This is a genomic window from Micromonospora sp. DT46 (assembly GCF_049841735.1).
Taxonomy (GTDB): Bacteria; Actinomycetota; Actinomycetes; order Mycobacteriales; family Micromonosporaceae; genus Micromonospora; species Micromonospora reichwaldensis.
In genome coordinates this window covers 113,046-130,877 of record NZ_JBNCKW010000010.1, presented here as the reverse complement: position 1 = coordinate 130,877, position 17,832 = coordinate 113,046, and the positions used below count along the sequence as shown (strand labels likewise).

Annotated in this window: 16 protein-coding genes; 8 read left to right on the top strand and 8 right to left on the bottom strand. The window is 72.7% G+C overall.

The features are described from left to right. Positions 1–6: 6 nt before the first annotated feature. Both miaA and ACLQ20_RS26195 read right to left on the bottom strand, forming a co-directional pair. Positions 7–933 (bottom strand): tRNA (adenosine(37)-N6)-dimethylallyltransferase MiaA, encoded by a 927-nt coding sequence (miaA, locus tag ACLQ20_RS26200; RefSeq protein WP_425857948.1) that lies wholly within the window; start codon positions 931–933, stop codon positions 7–9. Next, positions 930–1,649 (bottom strand): hypothetical protein, encoded by a 720-nt coding sequence (locus tag ACLQ20_RS26195; protein WP_425857947.1) that lies wholly within the window; start codon positions 1,647–1,649, stop codon positions 930–932. The genes miaA and ACLQ20_RS26195 overlap by 4 nt, the downstream gene beginning before the upstream one ends. A 332-nt stretch (positions 1,650–1,981) precedes the next feature. Here ACLQ20_RS26195 and ACLQ20_RS26190 point away from each other — a divergent pair, with 332 nt between their 5' ends. From ACLQ20_RS26190 to ACLQ20_RS26180, 3 genes are all read left to right on the top strand, one after another. After that, the gene (locus ACLQ20_RS26190; protein WP_151453956.1) at positions 1,982–3,190 is read left to right on the top strand and encodes a DUF349 domain-containing protein; all 1,209 of its coding nucleotides are present in this window, start codon (positions 1,982–1,984) and stop codon (positions 3,188–3,190) included. Positions 3,191–3,550: 360 nt separating this feature from the next. Continuing rightward, complete coding sequence (locus ACLQ20_RS26185) at positions 3,551–5,155, top strand: cellulase family glycosylhydrolase (protein WP_425857946.1); 1,605 nt, start codon at positions 3,551–3,553, stop codon at positions 5,153–5,155. 272 nt (positions 5,156–5,427) lie between these two features. Beyond that, positions 5,428–6,387, top strand: coding sequence for a pectate lyase family protein (locus ACLQ20_RS26180; RefSeq protein WP_151453954.1), 960 nt, complete (start codon positions 5,428–5,430; stop codon positions 6,385–6,387). 54 nt (positions 6,388–6,441) lie between these two features. Here ACLQ20_RS26180 and miaB read toward each other — a convergent pair whose 3' ends face one another. Beyond that, a complete protein-coding gene (miaB, locus tag ACLQ20_RS26175) occupies positions 6,442–7,968 on the bottom strand; it encodes a tRNA (N6-isopentenyl adenosine(37)-C2)-methylthiotransferase MiaB (protein WP_151453953.1) in 1,527 nt (508 codons plus the stop codon). A gap of 51 nt (positions 7,969–8,019) precedes the next feature. Between miaB and ACLQ20_RS26170 the strand changes: the two genes are divergently transcribed. Then, positions 8,020–8,250 (top strand): DUF2277 family protein, encoded by a 231-nt coding sequence (locus ACLQ20_RS26170; RefSeq protein WP_151453952.1) that lies wholly within the window; start codon positions 8,020–8,022, stop codon positions 8,248–8,250. 146 nt (positions 8,251–8,396) lie between these two features. Here ACLQ20_RS26170 and ACLQ20_RS26165 read toward each other — a convergent pair whose 3' ends face one another. Together ACLQ20_RS26165 and selD are read right to left on the bottom strand one after the other, a co-directional pair. Next, on the bottom strand, positions 8,397–8,876 hold the full coding sequence (locus ACLQ20_RS26165; protein ID WP_151453951.1) for a hypothetical protein: 480 nt from the start codon (positions 8,874–8,876) through the stop codon (positions 8,397–8,399). A gap of 212 nt (positions 8,877–9,088) precedes the next feature. Then, positions 9,089–10,084: a selenide, water dikinase SelD gene (gene selD / locus ACLQ20_RS26160; protein ID WP_425858006.1), complete on the bottom strand. Its 996-nt coding sequence runs from the start codon at positions 10,082–10,084 to the stop codon at positions 9,089–9,091. Positions 10,085–10,268: 184 nt separating this feature from the next. Here selD and ACLQ20_RS26155 point away from each other — a divergent pair, with 184 nt between their 5' ends. Genes ACLQ20_RS26155 through ACLQ20_RS26140 form a run of 4 tightly spaced genes read left to right on the top strand, consistent with a single transcriptional unit; the run spans position 10,269 to position 13,673 of the window. Beyond that, complete coding sequence (locus ACLQ20_RS26155) at positions 10,269–11,024, top strand: amino acid ABC transporter ATP-binding protein (RefSeq protein ID WP_151453949.1); 756 nt, start codon at positions 10,269–10,271, stop codon at positions 11,022–11,024. Positions 11,025–11,082: 58 nt separating this feature from the next. Then, a complete protein-coding gene (locus ACLQ20_RS26150; protein ID WP_151453948.1) occupies positions 11,083–11,961 on the top strand; it encodes a glutamate ABC transporter substrate-binding protein in 879 nt (292 codons plus the stop codon). Positions 11,962–12,000: 39 nt separating this feature from the next. Continuing rightward, entirely contained in the window at positions 12,001–12,708 is a 708-nt protein-coding gene (locus ACLQ20_RS26145) for an amino acid ABC transporter permease (protein WP_151453947.1), read from the top strand. Further along, positions 12,705–13,673 (top strand): amino acid ABC transporter permease, encoded by a 969-nt coding sequence (locus tag ACLQ20_RS26140; RefSeq protein WP_151453946.1) that lies wholly within the window; start codon positions 12,705–12,707, stop codon positions 13,671–13,673. The genes ACLQ20_RS26145 and ACLQ20_RS26140 overlap by 4 nt, the downstream gene beginning before the upstream one ends. A gap of 60 nt (positions 13,674–13,733) precedes the next feature. Here the strand turns inward: ACLQ20_RS26140 and rny are convergent, their stop codons facing one another. The 3 genes from rny to ACLQ20_RS26125 all read right to left on the bottom strand — a co-directional run bounded on the left by rny (position 13,734) and on the right by ACLQ20_RS26125 (position 17,821). Next, positions 13,734–15,500, bottom strand: a complete 1,767-nt coding sequence (gene rny, locus ACLQ20_RS26135; protein WP_151453945.1) for a ribonuclease Y — start codon at positions 15,498–15,500, stop codon at positions 13,734–13,736. Between the two features lie 679 nt (positions 15,501–16,179). Then, the gene (locus tag ACLQ20_RS26130; RefSeq protein WP_425857945.1) at positions 16,180–16,893 is read right to left on the bottom strand and encodes a 3-keto-5-aminohexanoate cleavage protein; all 714 of its coding nucleotides are present in this window, start codon (positions 16,891–16,893) and stop codon (positions 16,180–16,182) included. 232 nt (positions 16,894–17,125) lie between these two features. Next, a complete protein-coding gene (locus ACLQ20_RS26125; RefSeq protein ID WP_358117038.1) occupies positions 17,126–17,821 on the bottom strand; it encodes a regulatory protein RecX in 696 nt (231 codons plus the stop codon). Between the last annotated feature and the right edge of the window lie 11 nt (positions 17,822–17,832).

The window sequence follows — 17,832 nt, the reverse complement described above, 5'->3', positions numbered from 1 at the left end:
CCCCCATCATCGCGCAGCGGCGGGCAGCAGGCGCAGGGCGGCCGGGACCAGCTCCGGCGTCGACGAGTCCAGCCAGTGGATCCGGGGGTCGCGGCGGAACCAGGACCGCTGCCGCCGGACGAAGCGCCGGGTGGCCCGGACGGTCTCGTCGTGCGCCTCGGCCTCGGTCAGCTCCCCGGCGAGGAAGCGCAGCACCTGCTGGTAGCCGAGCGCGCGGCTGGCCGTACGTCCCTCGGGCAGGCCGCGCCCCACCAGGTCCCGGGTCTCGGCGACCAGCCCGTCGGCCCACATCCGGTCCACCCGCAGGGCTATCCGCTCGTCCAGCAGCGCGGTGTCCAGGTCCACGCCGAGCTGCACCGAGGGGTAGTACGGGGTCGGTTCGGGCAGCGCGGCGGTGAACGGCGCCCCGGTCAGCTCGATGACCTCCAGGGCGCGGACGATCCGCCGGCCGTTGCCGGGCAGGATCCCCGCCGCGGCGGCCGGGTCGGCCTCGCGCAGCCGGGCGTACAGGGGTGCGGGGCCGGCCTCGGTCAGCTCCCGTTCCAGCCGCTCGCGCACCGCCGGGTCGGTGCCGGGGAACTCGAAGCGCTCCAGCACCGCCCGCACGTAGAGGCCGGAGCCGCCGACCAGCAGCGGCACCCGGCCCCGGGCCAGGACGTCGTCGACGGCGGCGCGGGCCAGCCGCTGGTACTCGGCGACGCTCGCCGGCTCGGTGACGTCCCAGATGTCCAGCAGGTGGTGCGGCACCCCCTTGCGCTCGGCCGGGGTGAGCTTGGCGGTGCCCACGTCCATGCCCCGGTAGAGCTGCATCGAGTCGGCGTTGACCACCTCGCCGTCGAGGGCGTGCGCGAGGGCGATGCTCAGCGCCGACTTGCCGGCCGCCGTCGGCCCGACCACGGCCACGACCGTCCCGGCCGGTGGGCGGGTGGTCACGCCGGCGTCCAGGACGACACGAGGTAGGCGACGCCGTACGGCGCCGAGTGGTGGCGCAGCTCGCCGCGCCAGTCGCCGCCCGTCGCCCGGACCGCGCCGGCCAGCACCTGCCAGGGCGCCCGCCCGGCGACCTTCAGCTCCGCCGACAGGACCGGGTCCAGGTCGAGCAGGGCCTCGGCGTCCGCATCGGCCAGGGCGCGGGCGACCCCGTCGTCGTACGCCTCGGCGCGCGGGTCGTCGTAGCCGGGCGACTTCGGGCCGCGGCAGGCCGATCCGTCCCCCGTCACCAGCAGGGCGGTACGCGGCTCCGTCGCCGCGCCGAGCGCCGCCCCCAGCTCGGCGCAGTCCGCCGGGGAGGCGTCGGACGCGACGGAGCGGGCCAGCCGGGGCAGCTCGGTCCGGGAGCGGCCGACCAGCCACGCGCCGACGGTCAGGCTCAGCGGCAGCCGCTCGCCGCCGGCGCAGTTCACCTTCCACAGCCGCACGGCCCGGTCGAGGCCGTACCGGCGCAGCGATCCGTGGTCGGCCGCGTTGAAGCGGATGGTCTCCGGCCCGCCGCCGACCAGGACGATCACCTCGGGGCCGGCGGCGAGCAGCCCGGCGACGGCGGCGTCGCAGGCGGCACGGAGCTCGTCCAGCTCGGGCGCGGCGGCACCGGCCAGCTCGGGGACGATCAGCGGCGGGTGGGGGCAGACGGCAGCGGCGACCAGGGGCACCCGGCAACGGTATCGGCACGACGGCGCCCGGCGCCCCGCACCCGGGCTCTTCGAGCCGCCGCTGCCGGCCGGTCCCCGCCGGCGGGCCGCCTGCGGGTTCGGGGCGCCACGCCGCCGACGACGCCCGCCCGTCCGGACGCGTCGTACGCCGGATTCCGACACTCCTCCCAGGGAGCCTGTCCGCGGGCGCTAGGACACCGTATGGTCACGGTCGGCGATAGGCGCTCGACGGGAACGGGGTCGTACCTGTGACAATGCCGGGGGAAACTTTGCTGCGCCGTGGCGGCGATCGCGGGACTGCTCCCCGACGCCGGGAGAACGAGGATGGGCACATGAGCGACTGGACTGCCTTCGGACGGGTGGACGCGGACGGCACCGTGTACGTCAAGACCGCCGACGGCGAGCGGGTGGTCGGATCCTGGCAGGCGGGAGCGCCCGAGGAGGGGCTGGCCCACTTCGCCCGCCGCTTCGACGACCTGGTGACCGAGGTCAACCTGACGGAGGCCCGGCTCAACTCGGGTGCCGCCGACGCCGGCCATTCACTGACCACCATCCGGCGGATCCGCGCGTCGCTGGCCGAGGCGCACGTCGTCGGCGACATCGACGCGCTGGCCGCCCGGCTGGACCGGCTCGCCACGGTCGCCGAGGAGAAGGCCGGCGAGGCCAAGGCGGCCCGCGACGCCGCCCGGGGCGAGGCACTTGCCCGCAAGCAGGCCCTCGTGGAGGAGGCGGAGAAGCTGGCCGCCGAGTCGACGGGCTGGAAGACCGCCGGGGACCGGCTCAAGGAGATCCTCGACGAGTGGAAGACCATCCGCGGGGTCGACAAGAAGGCCGACGGTGAGCTGTGGAAGCGGTTCGCCGCCGCGCGTGACGGCTTCACCCGCCGCCGGGGCGCCCACTTCGCCTCCCTCGACTCTCAGCGCAAGCAGGCGCAGACGGTCAAGGAGGAGCTGGTCGCCGAGGCCGAGAAGCTCAAGGACTCCACCGACTGGGCGGCCACCGCCAACCAGCTCAAGGACCTGATGAACCAGTGGAAGGCCGCTCCCCGGGCCTCCAAGGAGGCCGAGCAGAAGCTCTGGGAACGGTTCCGGGGCGCGCAGGACGAGTTCTTCACCCGGCGCAGCGAGGTCTTCTCCGCCCGCGACAACGAGCAGCGGGGCAACCTGGAGCGCAAGCAGGCGCTGCTCGCCGAGGCCGAGGCGCTGGACGTCGACGGCGACCCGAAGGGCGCGCAGGCCAAGCTGCGGGACATCCAGGCCCAGTGGCACGAGGCCGGCCGGGTGCCCCGCGAGGCGGCGGCCGGGCTGGAGCGCCGGCTGCGCGCGATCGACGAGAAGGTCCGCGAGGTGATGGACTCCGCGTGGCGGCGCACCACCAAGGAGGACAACCCTCTGCTCGCCCAGATGCGCGCGCAGGTCGCCGAGGCCGAGGAGCGGCTGGCCCGGGCCCAGGCGGCCGGGGACGCCCGGCGGGTCAAGGAGGCCGAGCAGGCGCTGGCCTCCAAGCGGCAGTTCCTCCAGCTCGCCGAGCAGGCCGGCTGAGCCGGACCGAGCGCCACGGCACCGCCTCGCACCGAGCCACCACGGAAGCCCCCGATCCGCCACGGACCGGGGGCTTCCGCCTGTCCGCCCGCAGCCACCCGGGCCGGGCACGCGACGGTTGACGCATCGAGGCGGGCTGATCAGAATGAGCGGCGGAGCCAGGTCCGGCACCGGCGCGAGGGCACCGGCGGCGCACACCGCGTCGTCGGGGGACGCCGGTGGTACCGCGAGCGGCCGCATCCCACGTGGCACGTCCCGTCGCGCCCTGTCCGCGTACTCCCTGAGGGAGCGTGACGGCCGTCGCCCGGTTCCCGCCCGCGCCGCCGGTGGCGGCGGCGGGCAGTTCGAAGTGGAGCTCGCATGCACCGACGCAGCGCCCTCGGCGGCGCGATCACCGCGCTCGCCACCGCCGCGGCCGGCGTCCTCGTCGCCGCCGCCGTCAGCACCGCCCCGGCCGTCGCCGCCCCCGCCGGCACCGGGACCGGCTACCTGCACACCAACGGCAACAAGATCGTCGACAGCACCGGCGCGACGGTACGCATCACCGGCATCAACTGGTTCGGCATGGAGACCGACAACAAGACCTTCCACGGGCTGTGGTCCACGAACCCGTGGCGGGGACAGATCGACAAGATGGCCAGCCTCGGCTACAACACGCTGCGCGTGCCGTATTCGAACGACGCGCTGAAGCCGGGCGCGACGGCCAGCGGCATCAACGACTTCGTCAACCCGGACCTGGTCGGGCTCTCCCCGTTGCAGATCCTCGACAAGGTCATCAACTACGCCGGCGGCAAGGGGATGCGGGTCATCCTCGACCGGCACCGGCCGACCTCCGCCGGCCAGTCCGGGCTCTGGTACACCCCGACGGTCTCCGAGGCGACCTGGATCAACGACTGGAAGATGCTCGCCCAGCGGTACGCCGGCAACACCACGGTGATCGGGGCGGACCTGCACAACGAGCCGCACGCCGAAGGAACCAACCCGGCGGCCACCGGCGCGTGCTGGGGCTGCGGCGACCCGGCACGGGACTGGCGGCTGGCCGCCGAGCGGGCCGGCAACGCGGTCCTGTCGGTGCAGCCGAACTGGCTGATCTTCGTGGAGGGCGTGAGCTGCCCCAGCGGTGGCCTCTCGAACGTCTGGGACAACGATCCGAGCAACGACGAGGACTGCGGCTGGTGGGGCGGCAACCTGACGAAGGCCAAGGACTTCCCGGTCCGGCTCGACGTGCCGAACCGGCTGGTCTACTCGCCGCACGAGTACGCCACCTCGGTCTTCGAGCAGAACTGGTTCAAGTCCCCCGACTTCCCGACGAACCTGCCGGGCATCTGGGACAAGTACTGGGGTTACCTCTACAAGCAGAACATCGCGCCGATCATGATGGGCGAGTTCGGCAGCACCCTGGCCGACCCCCGGGACAAGGTGTGGCTGGAGAAGCTGATGGCCTACACCGGCACCGGGGTCGACGGGATGTCCTTCACCTACTGGTCGTGGAACCCGAACTCCGGTGACACCGGGGGCATCGCGCTCGACGACTGGACGAACATCAACACCACCAAGCAGGCCATCCTCCAGCCGTACCTGATCGCGCCGGTGGGCGGCGGGGGCGGCCCCACCGGCACGCCGACGGCGACGCCGACCTCGTCGCCGCCTCCGCCGACCGGGGGCTGCACGGGCGCGTACCGGCAGGTCAACGCGTGGCAGGGCGGCTTCCAGGGGGAGCTGACGGTGACGAACGCCGGCACCGCGACGGTCAACCCGTGGCAGGTCACCTGGGCCTGGCCGGCCGGGGTGAGCCTGGCCAGCGGCTGGAACGCCACGGTGACCCAGTCCGGCACCACGGTGACGGCGGCGGCCCCGACCTGGGCGGGGGCGCTGGCGCCGGGGGCCTCGGTGACGGTCGGCTTCACCGCCAACGGCCCGTCCGCCGCGCCGGGCGCGGTGAAGCTCAACGGCGTCGCCTGCTGATCCACCCCTGACGATCGGCGGTCATCCCTCGGGGTGGCCGCCGATCTTCGTGCAGGTAGGGGCGGTCTTTACATCGACGAACATCTGTGCTTACATCGGGAAAGCGCTTACCTGACTGCTCGTGAGCGCCAGCACGGGAGCCGCAACTTCGCGTAGCCAGTCCGCATCCGCGGGGCCGCAGACCGCCGTCCCCACCGACCAGACGCCACCGGGCACGGCGTCGCCGGGTCGGCCCACGGTCCGCGAGCCCGCGACCACCGAAGGGAAGCACCATGCGTACGTCCCGACGTCGCACCACCCTGCTCACCGCCGCCGCCAGCGCCGCCCTGCTCGCCGCGGGGGCGCTGACCACGGGCACCGCACCCGCCTCGGCCGCCCCCACCGGGCTGATCGGCTGGGCCACCCAGAACGGCGGCACCACCGGCGGCAGTGGCAACCCCGTCACCGTCACCAGCGCCTCCGCCCTGACCAGCGCGGTCGGCTCCAGCAGCGCGGCGGTGATCCGCGTCTCCGGCACCATCTCCTGCTCCGGCATGCTGCGGGTGCGGTCCAACAAGACCATCCTCGGCAACCCCGGCGCGACCATCTCCGGCTGCGGCTTCAACATCAACGGCGACCGCAACGTCATCATCCGGAACCTGACCTTCCGGAACTGGAACGACGACGCGATCAACGTGCAGGAGTCGGCCACCAACATCTGGATCGACCACAACAGCTTCACCAACGGCAACGACGGCGCGGTCGACATCAAGCGGGGCTCGGACTTCATCACCGTGTCGTGGAACCGGGTCTACGACCACGACAAGTCGATGCTGCTCGGGCACAGCGACAGCAACGGCAGCCAGGACACCGGCCACCTGCGGGTGACCTACCACCACAACTGGTTCGACGAGAGCACCCAGCGCCACCCCCGGGTCCGCTTCGGCAACCCGGTCCACGTGTTCAACAACTACTACGACAGCAACGGCGGCTACGGCGTGGCCTCCACGGAGAACGCCGGGGTGCTCGTCGAGGGCAACTACTTCGAGAACGTCGACGACCCGTACCACCTCGGTGAGGGCGACTCCGGGCCGGGCACGCTGGTCGCCCGGAACAACCACTTCGTCAACTCCGGCAGCGGCCAGGCCGGCGGCAGCGTCCGGGCCATCCCGTACTCGTACACCCTGGACGCCGCGAGCAGCGTGAAGTCCATCGTCACGGGCGGCGCGGGCGCGGGTCGGATCCAGGTGTGACCGGCTGAGCGCACCGGCCGGGGCCTGCGCGCGCAGGCCCCGGCCGGTCGCGGGTCAGTGCGCGGCGCAGCCGGTCGTCGGCGCGGGCGCCGCGGCCGGCGCGCCGATCGTGGGCAGCCCGAGCAGCACCCCCGGCGTACGCGGGGCGCGCCCCGCCTCGGCCGCGTCACCAGCCCGGGTGCGCCGGTGCGCCAGCGGCTCGCCGTCGGCGTTGAGGTGGTGCGGTGCGGCGTAGGTGATGGTGGTGTGCACGACGTCGCCGGGCCGGATCCGCCCGGCGAGGGAACCGGCGTCGCCCTGCTGGCCGTTCCCGCCGGTGGCGAAGTGGACCAGGCGGCCGTCGCGGGCGCGGCCGGACATCCGACCCGTGCGCTCGTCCTTGCGCCCCTCGCCGACGGCGACCAGCACCTCCACGGTCTCCCCCACCAGCTTCTTGTTCTCCGCCCAGGTGATCTCCTCCACGCAGGCGATCAGCCGCTCGTAGCGCTCCTGCACGACCTGCTTGGGCAGCTGGCCGTCCATGGTGGCGGCCGGCGTGCCGGGGCGCTTGGAGTACTGGAAGGTGAACGCGGAGGAGAACCGGGCCTCGCGGACCACGTCGAGGGTGCGCTCGAAGTCGGCGTCGGTCTCGCCGGGGAACCCGACGATGATGTCGGTGGTGATCGCCGCGTCCGGCATCGCCGCCCGGACCTTCTCGATGATGCCCAGGTAGCGGTCGGACCGGTACGAGCGGCGCATCGCGCGCAGCACGTCGTCGGAGCCGGACTGGAGCGGCATGTGCAGCGAGTGGCAGACGTTGGGCGTCTCGGCCATCGCGGCGATCACGTCGTCGGTGAAGTCCTTCGGGTGCGGGCTGGTGAACCGCACCCGCTCCAGCCCCTCGATGTCGCCGCAGGCGCGCAGCAGCTTGCCGAAGGCCAGCCGGTCGCCGAACTCCACGCCGTAGGAGTTGACGTTCTGCCCGAGCAGGGTCACCTCCAGCACGCCCTCGTCGACCAGGGCGCGGACCTCGGAGAGGATGTCGCCGGGGCGGCGGTCCTTCTCCTTGCCCCGCAGAGAGGGCACGATGCAGAACGTGCAGGTGTTGTTGCAGCCGACGGAGATCGACACCCAGCCCGCGTACGTGGACTCGCGCCGGGTGGGCAGCGTCGAGGGGAAGACGTCGAGGGACTCGAGGATCTCCACCTCGGCAGCCGTGTTGTGCCGGGCCCGCTCCAGCAGCACGGGCAGCGACCCGATGTTGTGCGTGCCGAACACCACGTCGACCCAGGGCGCCTTGCGGACGATCTCGCCCCGGTCCTTCTGGGCCAGGCAGCCGCCCACGGCGATCTGCATCCCCGGGTGCCTGGCCTTGACGGGGCGCAGGTGACCCAGGTTGCCGTAGAGCCGGTTGTCGGCGTTCTCCCGGACGGCGCAGGTGTTGAACACCACCACGTCCGGGTCGTCGTCGGCTTCGGCGGCGCGCACGTAGCCCGCCTGCTCCAGCAGGCCGGAGATGCGCTCGGAGTCGTGCACGTTCATCTGGCAGCCGTAGGTGCGCACCTGATAGGTGCGCGGGCTGCTCGCCGCTGCGGTAGTCATGACCCGGACAGCGTATCCGGGCCCACCGACCGGACTTAACGAGGAGGAGCCGTGTGCCGGAGCATCAAGACCCTACGTGAGCCGTACGTCGCCGAGGTGACCCCGGGCGACGTCGACGCGGCGGCGTTGCAGTACGTCCGCAAGATCTCGGGTTTCCGCAAGCCCGCCGCCCACAACGCCGCGGCCTTCGACGCGGCGGTCGCCGCCGTCGCCGCGGCCACCGCGACCCTGCTCGCCGAGCTGGAGGTACGCGGTGGCCGCTCCACCAGCCCGGCGAGCTGATCCCGCCGCCGGGCCGGGACGGGGTTTCGCCCCCGCCGGCCCGGCTCCCGGGCTCCTCCGCCGGCCGGCTCCCGGGCTGCTTCCACCGGCCGGCTCCCGGGCTGCCTCCGCCGTGCCGGCACGGGGGCCGGCAGCGGGTGCGCGGGTCAGGCGGCGGCGAGCGCCGGGAGCACCGAGTCCGGCGCCCAGCGCGAGCGGTGGCACTGCGACCAGCCGCGACAGCGGGGATCGGCGTCGGTGCACAGCCGCTGGTCGGCGAGCTCCTCGCCGTCGTCGGTCTCCCGGACGTCGAAGTGCACCGGCCGGATCGTGCCGTCGGGCGCGACGAGCAGGTGCCGCCCGGCGTCCAGCGTGTCGTCGCGCAGCAGGCAGTTGCGGTCCAGCAGCCGCGCCAGCGTGGCGATGCTGCCGTGTTCGGAGAGCCCTTCGGGCACCCCGTAGCAGTCCACGATCGTGGCGAACTCCCCCGGCGCCTGCCAGACGTCGCAGATCACCGCGTACGTCGGCAGGCGGGCGGGGTCCGCCGCCGCCAGGGGCATCACCACCCGGCCGAGCGCCTCGGCCAGTGCCGGGTAGACCTCCACCGGCCGCACCTGCTCGATTCTCCAGTTCCACAGCTCGGTCATGCCGCCTCCTCGCTGTGCTCGTCCCACCGGCCTCCGGATCGGGCCTTACTGACGATGGTGGGGTGCATATGACCTCAGCCGGGGGCAAGTTACCGGTCTGTGACCATTCCGGGCAAAATTTCCCCGAGCGCCATTGCTCCGAGTAGCGGAAAGATGACAGTTTATCGGGTACGGTGGCCCGATCCGGACGCCACACGCCGGGCGGCCCGCCCTCAGCGCACGACGACGCGGTGCTCCCCGGGCGGCAGCAGCTCGCCGATCACGGTGGCGCCCGGCAGTTCGCCGGCGACCAACAGGCCGCCCGAGGTCTGCGCGTCGGCCAGCAGCAGCCGCTCCTCCTCGCTGACGCCGCCGAAGTCGGTCCACCCGGTGACCCACTCCAGGTTGCGCCGGCTGCCGCCGCTGACGTGCCCGTCGCGTACCGCCTCCCGGGCGCCGGCCAGGTAGGGCACCCGGGCCGCGTCGATCGCCACCGTCAGGCGGCTCGCCCGGGCCAGCTTGGACGCGTGCCCGAGCAGACCGAAGCCGGTCACGTCGGTGCCGCAGCGGACGCCGGCCGCCACCGCGGCCCGCGCCGCGTCGCGGTTGAGGGTGGTCATCGCGGCGACCGCCTCGGGGAAGCTCTCGCCGGTGGCCTTGTGCCGGGTGTTGAGCACCCCGACGCCGAGCGGCTTGGTCAGCGACAGCGGCAGCCCCGCCCGGCCGGCGTCCAGGGTGATCAGCTCCTCGGGCCGGACCACGCCGGTGACGGCCAGCCCGTACTTGGGGCCCTCGTCGTCGACGCTGTGCCCGCCGGCGAGGTGGCAGCCGGCGTCGCGGGCCACGTCCTGCCCGCCGCGCAGCACCTCCCGGGCCAGCTCCAGCGGCAGCACGTCGCGCGGCCAGCAGAGCAGGTTGAGCGCGACGAGGGGGGTGCCGCCCATGGCGTACACGTCGGAGAGGGCGTTCGTCGCGGCGATGCGCCCCCAGTCGTACGCGTCGTCGACCACCGGGGTGAAGAAGTCGGCCGTGGTCACCAGGCCGGTGCGCTCGTCGAGCCGGACCACCGCGGCGTCGTCGCCGTGATCGAGCCCGACGAGCAGCTCGGCTGTGCCGGTGGCCGGGCCGAGCCCGGCGACCATGGTCTCCAGCTCCCCCGGGGGGATCTTGCACGCGCAGCCGCCGCCCCGGGCGTACCGGGTGAGCCGTACCGGTTCGGTCATCCCCACATGATCGCCGAACAGCTCCATCCGATGGCAACCGGCGGGCCCCGATCGCGGTCAAAATCGGACTCATGACCCCGTTCTGAACTGGTGTTATCGCTCCGTGACCAACTGAGTTGCGTCCCGCCACATCCCCCCGCCTACAGTTGCCCAACCGGGGGTCAGCCGACCCCGCGCGACGACAGGGACGGTGAACGACGTGACGACGGGCGAACCGCTCATCGTGCTGGACTCGGTCAACAAGTGGTTCGGGCCGCTGCACGTGCTGGACGACGTCTCGCTGTCGGTCGGGCGCGGCGAGGTGGTCGTGGTGATCGGCCCGTCGGGCTCCGGCAAGTCGACGCTGTGCCGCACCATCAACCGCCTCGAACCGATCAGCTCCGGCACGATCACCTTCGACGGGCAGCCGCTGCCGGCCGAGGGCAAGGCGCTGGCGAAGCTGCGCAGCGAGGTCGGCATGGTGTTCCAGTCGTTCAACCTCTTCGCGCACAAGACGATCCTCGAGAACGTCACCCTCGGGCCGGTCAAGGTCCGCAAGGAGAAGCCGGCGGTGGCGCGCGAGCGCGGCCTGGCCCTGCTGGACCGGGTCGGCATCGCGAATCAGGCCGACAAGTTCCCGGCCCAGCTCTCCGGCGGCCAGCAGCAGCGGGTGGCGATCGCCCGGGCGCTGGCCATGCAGCCCAAGGCGATGCTCTTCGACGAGCCGACCAGCGCGCTGGACCCGGAGATGGTCGGCGAGGTGCTGGACGTGATGACGTCGCTGGCCAGCGAGGGCATGACCATGGTCGTGGTGACCCACGAGATGGGCTTCGCCCGGCACGCGGCGAACCGCGTCATCTTCATGGCCGACGGCCAGCTGGTCGAGGACGCGCCGCCGGCCGAGTTCTTCGCCAACCCGCGCAGCGAGCGCGCCAAGGACTTCCTGTCCAAGATCCTCACGCACTAGGCGTCCGTACCTGGAGCGCGCCGTCCCCCGGCGGGTTCCGTCGAAGAAGGAGAAGTGTATGCGTATCACGCGCGTAGCGGCGCTCGCGGCGGCCGCCACCCTGGCGCTCGGCATGACCGCCTGCGGCGGCGACGACGCCGACGAGGGCACCGGCGCCGGCAGCAAGTCCTTCGCCGCCGGCAGCACGATGGAGCGCCTCAACAAGGCCCAGGCCATCAAGATCGGCACGAAGTTCGACCAGCCCGGCTTCGGCCTGAAGGGCCTGTCCGGCAAGCCGGAGGGCTTCGACGTCGAGGTCGCGAAGATCATCGTCAAGGAGCTGGGCATCCCCGAGGACAAGATCGAGTGGGTCGAGGCCCCCTCGAAGGTCCGCGAGGACGTGATCGTGAACGGCACGGTCGACCTGGTCGCCGCCACCTACACGATCAACGACAAGCGCAAGGAGCGCATCGCGTTCGCCGGGCCGTACTACGAGGCCGGCCAGAACATCATGGTGAAGAAGGACGACACCACCATCACCGGCCCGGACTCGTTCAAGGACGGCACCAAGAAGGTCTGCTCGGTCACCGGCTCCACGCCGTTCGAGGAGATCAAGAAGTACGTCAAGGACGTCGCCACCCAGCTGGTGCCCTTCGACACCTACGACAAGTGCCGCGACGCCCTGAAGAACGGCCAGGTCGACGCCGTCACCACGGACAACGTGATCCTGCTCGGCTACATCGCCAAGGACGAGGCGTCGTTCAAGCTGGCCGGCGAGAACTTCACCAAGGAGCCGTACGGCCTCGGGGTGAAGAAGGAGGACACCGACTTCCGCAACTTCGTCAACGACACGCTGGAGAAGGCGTTCGCCGACGGCAGCTGGAAGAAGGCCTGGGACGACACCGCCGGCAAGTTCGGTGCCGAACTGGGCACCGCGCCGACCGTCAACCGCTACTGAGCTGATTCCTGATCTGGAGGGTGGGAGGAAGACCGTCCCGTGAGTGTGCTCATCGAGAGGTTCGACGTCTTCGCGGGTGGTTTCTGGCTCACCCTCCAGATCTGCGTACTCGCCGCGATCGGCGCCCTGATCCTGGGTGCCATCGTGGCGGTGCTGCGGATCTCCCCGGTGCCGCCGCTGCGGGCGCTCGGCACCGGCTACGTGAACATCTTTCGCAACATGCCGCTGACCGTGGTGATGTTCTTCGCCGCGTTCGGCCTGCCGGCGCTCGGCTCCAACGCGGACTTCCTGCGCGTCCCGGTGCTCGACTCGTTGTTCAGCCGGCTCGGCACGGACCTGCCGTACTTCCGGTTCGCGCTGATCGCGCTGGTGCTCTACACGGCCGCGTTCGTCTGCGAGGCGCTGCGCTCCGGGGTGAACGCCGTGCCCGCCGGCCAGGCGGAGGCCGCCCGGTCGCTGGGCCTCACGTTCGGCCAGAACCTGCGTCACGTGGTGCTGCCGCAGTCCTGGAAGGCCTCGGTGGTGCCGCTCGGGTCGGTGATCATCGCGATGATCAAGAACTCTGCCCTGATCGGCTTCTTCGGCGTGATCGGCGACCTCTCGCAGACCGCCGACCAGCTCACCTCGGCCGAGGGCTACGCCTTCGTCCCCGTCGCCATCGGCATCTCGATCGGATACCTGATCATGACCGTCCCCCTCGGCGCGCTCCTCGACCGCATCGAGAAGCGGCAGGCGGTGGCCCGATGAGCCAGCAGAGCGTCCTCTACGACGTCCCCGGACCCCGGCAGCGCCGGCTCACCCTGGTCGGCAGCGCGGTCGCGACGGTGCTGCTGCTCGTCGGCGCGTACTTCCTGGTCTACCGCCCGCTGAACGACAAGGGCCAGTTCTCGATGGAGCTGTGGGGGCCGCTGATCGACCCCTCCAACGAGAACTTCTCGCTGGTGTGGGAGCGGATCGGCATCGGCTTCAAGAACACGCTGACCGCCGCCGCCCTGGCGATCGTCTCGTCGCTGGTGGTCGGCACGCTGCTCGCGGTGCTGCGGATCCAGCTCAAGAGCCTGACCCGTCGGCGCTTCACGGGTCTCGCCACGCCGCTGGCGTACCTGCTGCGCGGGCTGAGCCTGTTCCTGTCGGCGCTCACCCGGGTCTGCGTCGAGGTGTTCCGGGGCCTGCCCGTGGTCATCACGATCTTCTTCGTGGCCCGCGGCTTTCCCGAGTTCGGCGTCTCGTTCGACACGCTGTGGTACCTGGTCATCGGCCTGACCATCTACAACTCCGTGGTGATCGCCGAGATCCTCCGCTCCGGCATGGAGGGCCTGCCCGGCGGGCAGGCCGAGGCGGCCTCCGCAATCGGGCTCTCCCCGTTGCAGACCACCCGGATGATCCTGCTGCCGCAGGCGTTCCGGATCATGCTGCCGGCGCTGATCAGCCAGCTCGTCGTGGTGCTCAAGGACACCTCGCTCGGCTTCATCATCAGCTACGAGGAGACCCTGAACATCGGCAAGCAGATCATCGGCGCGCTGGACAACCCGATCCAGGTCTACGTCGTGATCGCGGTGATGTTCATCCTGGTGAACTACTCGCTGTCGAAGCTGGCCCAGTACGTCCAGCGCCGGCTCTCCCGGGGCCGCAAGACCGCCGGCACCCCGGCCCAGAACCCGCCCCCGGCCGCGCTCGCCGCGCAGTCGGAAAGCAACGGCCAGGGCATCTGACCCCTGAGGTACGACGAAGGGCCGGCCCGATGATCGGGCCGGCCCTTCGTGTTGACGCCGTCAGCGGGCGATCTCGGTGACCCGGGACTCGCGGACCACGGTCACCCGGATCTGCCCCGGATAGGTCAGCTCCTCCTCGATCTGCTTGGCCACGTCCCGGGCCAGCACGGCGGCGCCGATGTCGTCGACGTCGTCCGGCTTGACCATCACCCGGACCTCCCGGCCGGCCTGCATGGCGAAGACCTTCTCCACGCCGAGCTTGCCGGCCGCGATCTCCTCGATCCGCTCCAGCCGCTTGACGTACGCCTCGAGGCTCTCCCGCCGGGCCCCCGGCCGGCCGCCCGAGCAGGCGTCGGACGCCTGGGTGAGGACGGCCTCGATGGTCTGCGGCGGCACCTCGTTGTGGTGCGCCTCGATGGCGTGCACGACGTCCTCGTTCTCGCCGTACTTGCGGGCGAGGTCGGCGCCGATGATGGCGTGGCTGCCCTCCACCTCGTGCGTGAGCGCCTTGCCGATGTCGTGCAGGAACGCCGAGCGTTTGATGATCGGCACGTCCAGCCGCAATTCGGCGGCCATGATGCCGGCGATGTGCGCGGTCTCCACCAGGTGCTTGAGCACGTTCTGCCCGTACGACGTCCGGTAGCGCAGCCGGCCGAGCAGGGTGACCAGCTCCGGGTGGATCTCGGTGATGCCGACCTCGACCAGGGCGTCCTCGGCGGCCCGCTGGCAGAGCTCCTCCACCTCGTGCCGGGCCAGGTCGTAGATCTCCTCGATGCGGTGCGGGTGGATCCGCCCGTCCAGGATCAGCTTCTCCAGGGTCAGCCGCCCGACCTCCCGGCGCACCGGGTCGAAGCAGGAGAGCAGCACCGCCTCGGGGGTGTCGTCGATGATCAGGTTCACGCCGGTGACCGACTCGAAGGCGCGGATGTTGCGGCCCTCCCGGCCGATGATCCGCCCCTTCATCTCGTCGCCGGGCAGGTGCAGGACGCTGACCACACTCTCCGCGGTCTGCTCGCTGGCGACCCGCTGGATGGCGTCGACGACGATGTGCCGGGCGCGCTGCTCGGCGGTGCCACGGGCGTCGGACTCGATGTCGCGGACCAGCAGCGCGGCCTCCCGCTTGGCCTGGACCTCGATCGCCTCGATCAGCTCCGCCCGGGCCGCGTCGGCGGTGAGGCCGGCGACCCGCTCCAGCTCGCGTCGCCGCTGCGCCTCCGCCTCGGCCAGCTCGGCCTCGCGTTGGGCGAGGGCGGCCTCGCGGGCCGACAGGGCCGCACTGGCGGCGGTGAGCTGCCGTTCCCGCTCGGCGAGGCGCTCCACCTCCTCGGTGTGCAGCCGCTCGCGCTCGTCCATCCGGGCCGCCCGCCGGTCCACCTCGGCGGCCTGCTCCCGGGTGGTGGCGGCGAGCACCGCGACCTCCCGCTCGCCGCTGCGCCGGGCGGTGGCCCGCAACTGCTCCGCGTCCGCCTCGGCCTGCTTGTGGGCCCGCTCCAGGACGGTGTCGGCCTCCGCCCGGGCGTCGTCGAGCACCCGGCGGGCCTCCGCCCGGGCCGCCTTCGCCTCGGCCTTCGCGGCAGCCGCCTCGGTGCGGGCCGCCGCGACGGCGGACTTCGCCACGTCGATCGTGCTGTTGGCCTCGTCGGCGGCGGTACGCAGGGCCGCGAGGGACTGCTCCTGCCGGTCCTTCTCGGCGATGAAGGCGGGGTCCTCGGGCGCCGGTGCCGCACCGAACCGGCGCAGCGCCCGTACGCCGAGCAGCACCGCCCCGAGCACGACCACGGTCAGGACCAGCACCACGGCGAGGATCAGGATGTCGAACCCGCTCATGCCGGCGCCCCGCTCCGCCCGATGGCCACAGGGCCCGGCCCGACCGGCCCGCTCATGTCGGGACCCCGGTGGAACTGCGCCGCCTCGCCATGGCCGCCTCCCCTGAACGTCGGGACCGCAGCGACCGTGCCGATGGGCACGCACCCTGCGGCTGTGGACGCCCGACCGGAGCGACTGGCCGTGGGGTAGCTTCCGTCGGCGGTGCCCACGCGGGAGCATCGCCGACGGCCGGGTGCAGTTGTCGCGCCAGCGTCGGACCGGCCAGTCCGAAGCTGCCGCCAATGGCCGATCGGATCGGCCAAAGTGATGCTGTTCCGTTACGCGATCTATGTTGTGCGCTTAGCCTGCGCTTGGTCGGGCAATGTGAGCCTGTATGGCGAGGCTAGGTCTCCCGGGGTGCTCCGGTCAAGAACTCATGATCAAACCCCCCGAACGGAGAGAAGTTGTCACGTCACGCAACGCTGATGCACGCCCGGACACCGGCGGACAAAACGGCAGCGGACCGGGCCGCGCGGCGTGTCGGCCCTGCTCAGCGCGGCGGCCCGTACGCACCCGCCGCCGCGCCACCCTGCGGCCGTGCGCGTACCCGCCGGCGCACGGCCGACCGGCTGTGACGCAACCCTCTGCGCCGCGACGCTCGCCGGAGCCCACGAGTGCACCACTCCCCCGATCGGGTGGGTCAGCGGGCGCCCGACGCCAGTGCCGCCGCCACCAGTGCGGCGTTGTCGGGCGCGGGCGAGCCGTCGGGCAGTGCCAGCGTGTCCTCCAGCCCGACGCGGCTGTGCAGGCCCCGGCGTACCGCCTCGGCCAGCACCGGCCAGGTCGCCGGCCCCTCGGCATGCAGCAGGACCGGTGGGCTCCCGGCCGCATCGGAGGGCAGCGCGGCCAGCATCGCGGCGGCGTCCGCAAGCGCCACCGTCCGGTCCTCGGCCATGCACTCGATCAGGATCCGCCCGGCCGGCACCCGCCACCGCGCGTACGCCTCGACCGCGTCGACCGTCCAGAGTCCCGCCTCGACCATGACGCCCCGCTCGTGCAGCGCCGTCGCCACCGCCTCCGCGCCCGGCTCGTGAGCGTTGACCGAGGCGAAGTCGGGCAGCACGGTCCAGGCCCGGACCGCGGCCACCCGGGCGGCCGGCTGCGCCTCGATCCAGGCTCCGGTGCTCACTCCCACCGGCAGCCCCGGCCGGGCGGCCCGGATCGCGTCCAGCGCGGCGGCGACCACCAGTGGGTGCAGGGACTCGCGGCCGGCGGCGTCCCGGGGATGCACGTGCACCGCCCCTGCGCCGAGCCCTGCGCAGCGGGCCGCGTCGGCCGCCAGCTCGGCCGGGGTGACCGGCACCGCCGGATGCTCGTCACGCCCTCGGGCCCCGTTGAGGCACGCCTTCAACACGAAGTCTCCCCCCGCCCACCGCCGGGCTCAGCGGCCCTGCCGCCACACGCCTCCGACACGGGCCTCACCGACGATCTCAGCGCTCCGTCGCGACGCGCCCCCAGCACGAGGTCCCACCGCCAGGGCTGCGGCCCTGCCGCCACGCCTCCAGCGCGGCGTCCTACCGCCGGGCTCCGCAGCCCGTCGCGACGCTCCTTCAGCAGCGGGCCCTTTCCGCGAGCCGGTGCTCCGCTCACCCGGGGGAGCGGTTGTCCCGGTCCAGCTCGCCCTCGGCGTCGGCGAGCGCGTCCGCGTCGATCTGCTCGGCGAACTCGGCCGCCTCGGCGCTCTGCGCCGCGAGCGCGTCCTTCACCGCCCGGATCGCCACGCCCGGCGGGTAGCCCTTGCGGGCCAGCATGGCCACCAGCCGCCGGAAGACCGCGTCCGGCTCGCCCCGGGCGGTGCGCAGCTTCCGCTCGACCAGGGCGCGGGCGGTCTCGGCCTCGGTCTCCTCGTCCAGCGTGCCGAGCGCCTCGCTCGCGACCTCGCCGTCCACCCCGCGCTGGCGCAGCTCGTTGGCGAGCGCACGGCGGGACAGACCCCGGCCGGAGTGCCGGCTCGACACCCAGGCCCGGGCGAAGGCGGCATCGTCGATGATGCCGACCTCGTCGTAGCGGTCGAGCACCTCCGCCGAGATCTCGTCGGAGACGCCTCGCTTCGCCAGCGCCCCGGCCAGCTCGGCCCGGGTGCGGGGCCGGACGGCCAGCTGGCGCAGGCAGATCTCCCGCGCCAGCTCGGCCTCGTCGCGCGGCGGGGCCGGGGGCGCCTCGGGGTCGGTGTCGTCGGTACGGCCGCGCCGGGCCCGACGGGGCCGGGGCGCGCTGTCGTCACCCGCGCGGGCGGGGCTGGCATCCCAGCCCCGCCCGGTGCGGGCGCGTCGTCCTGCCACGGGTCAGGGAC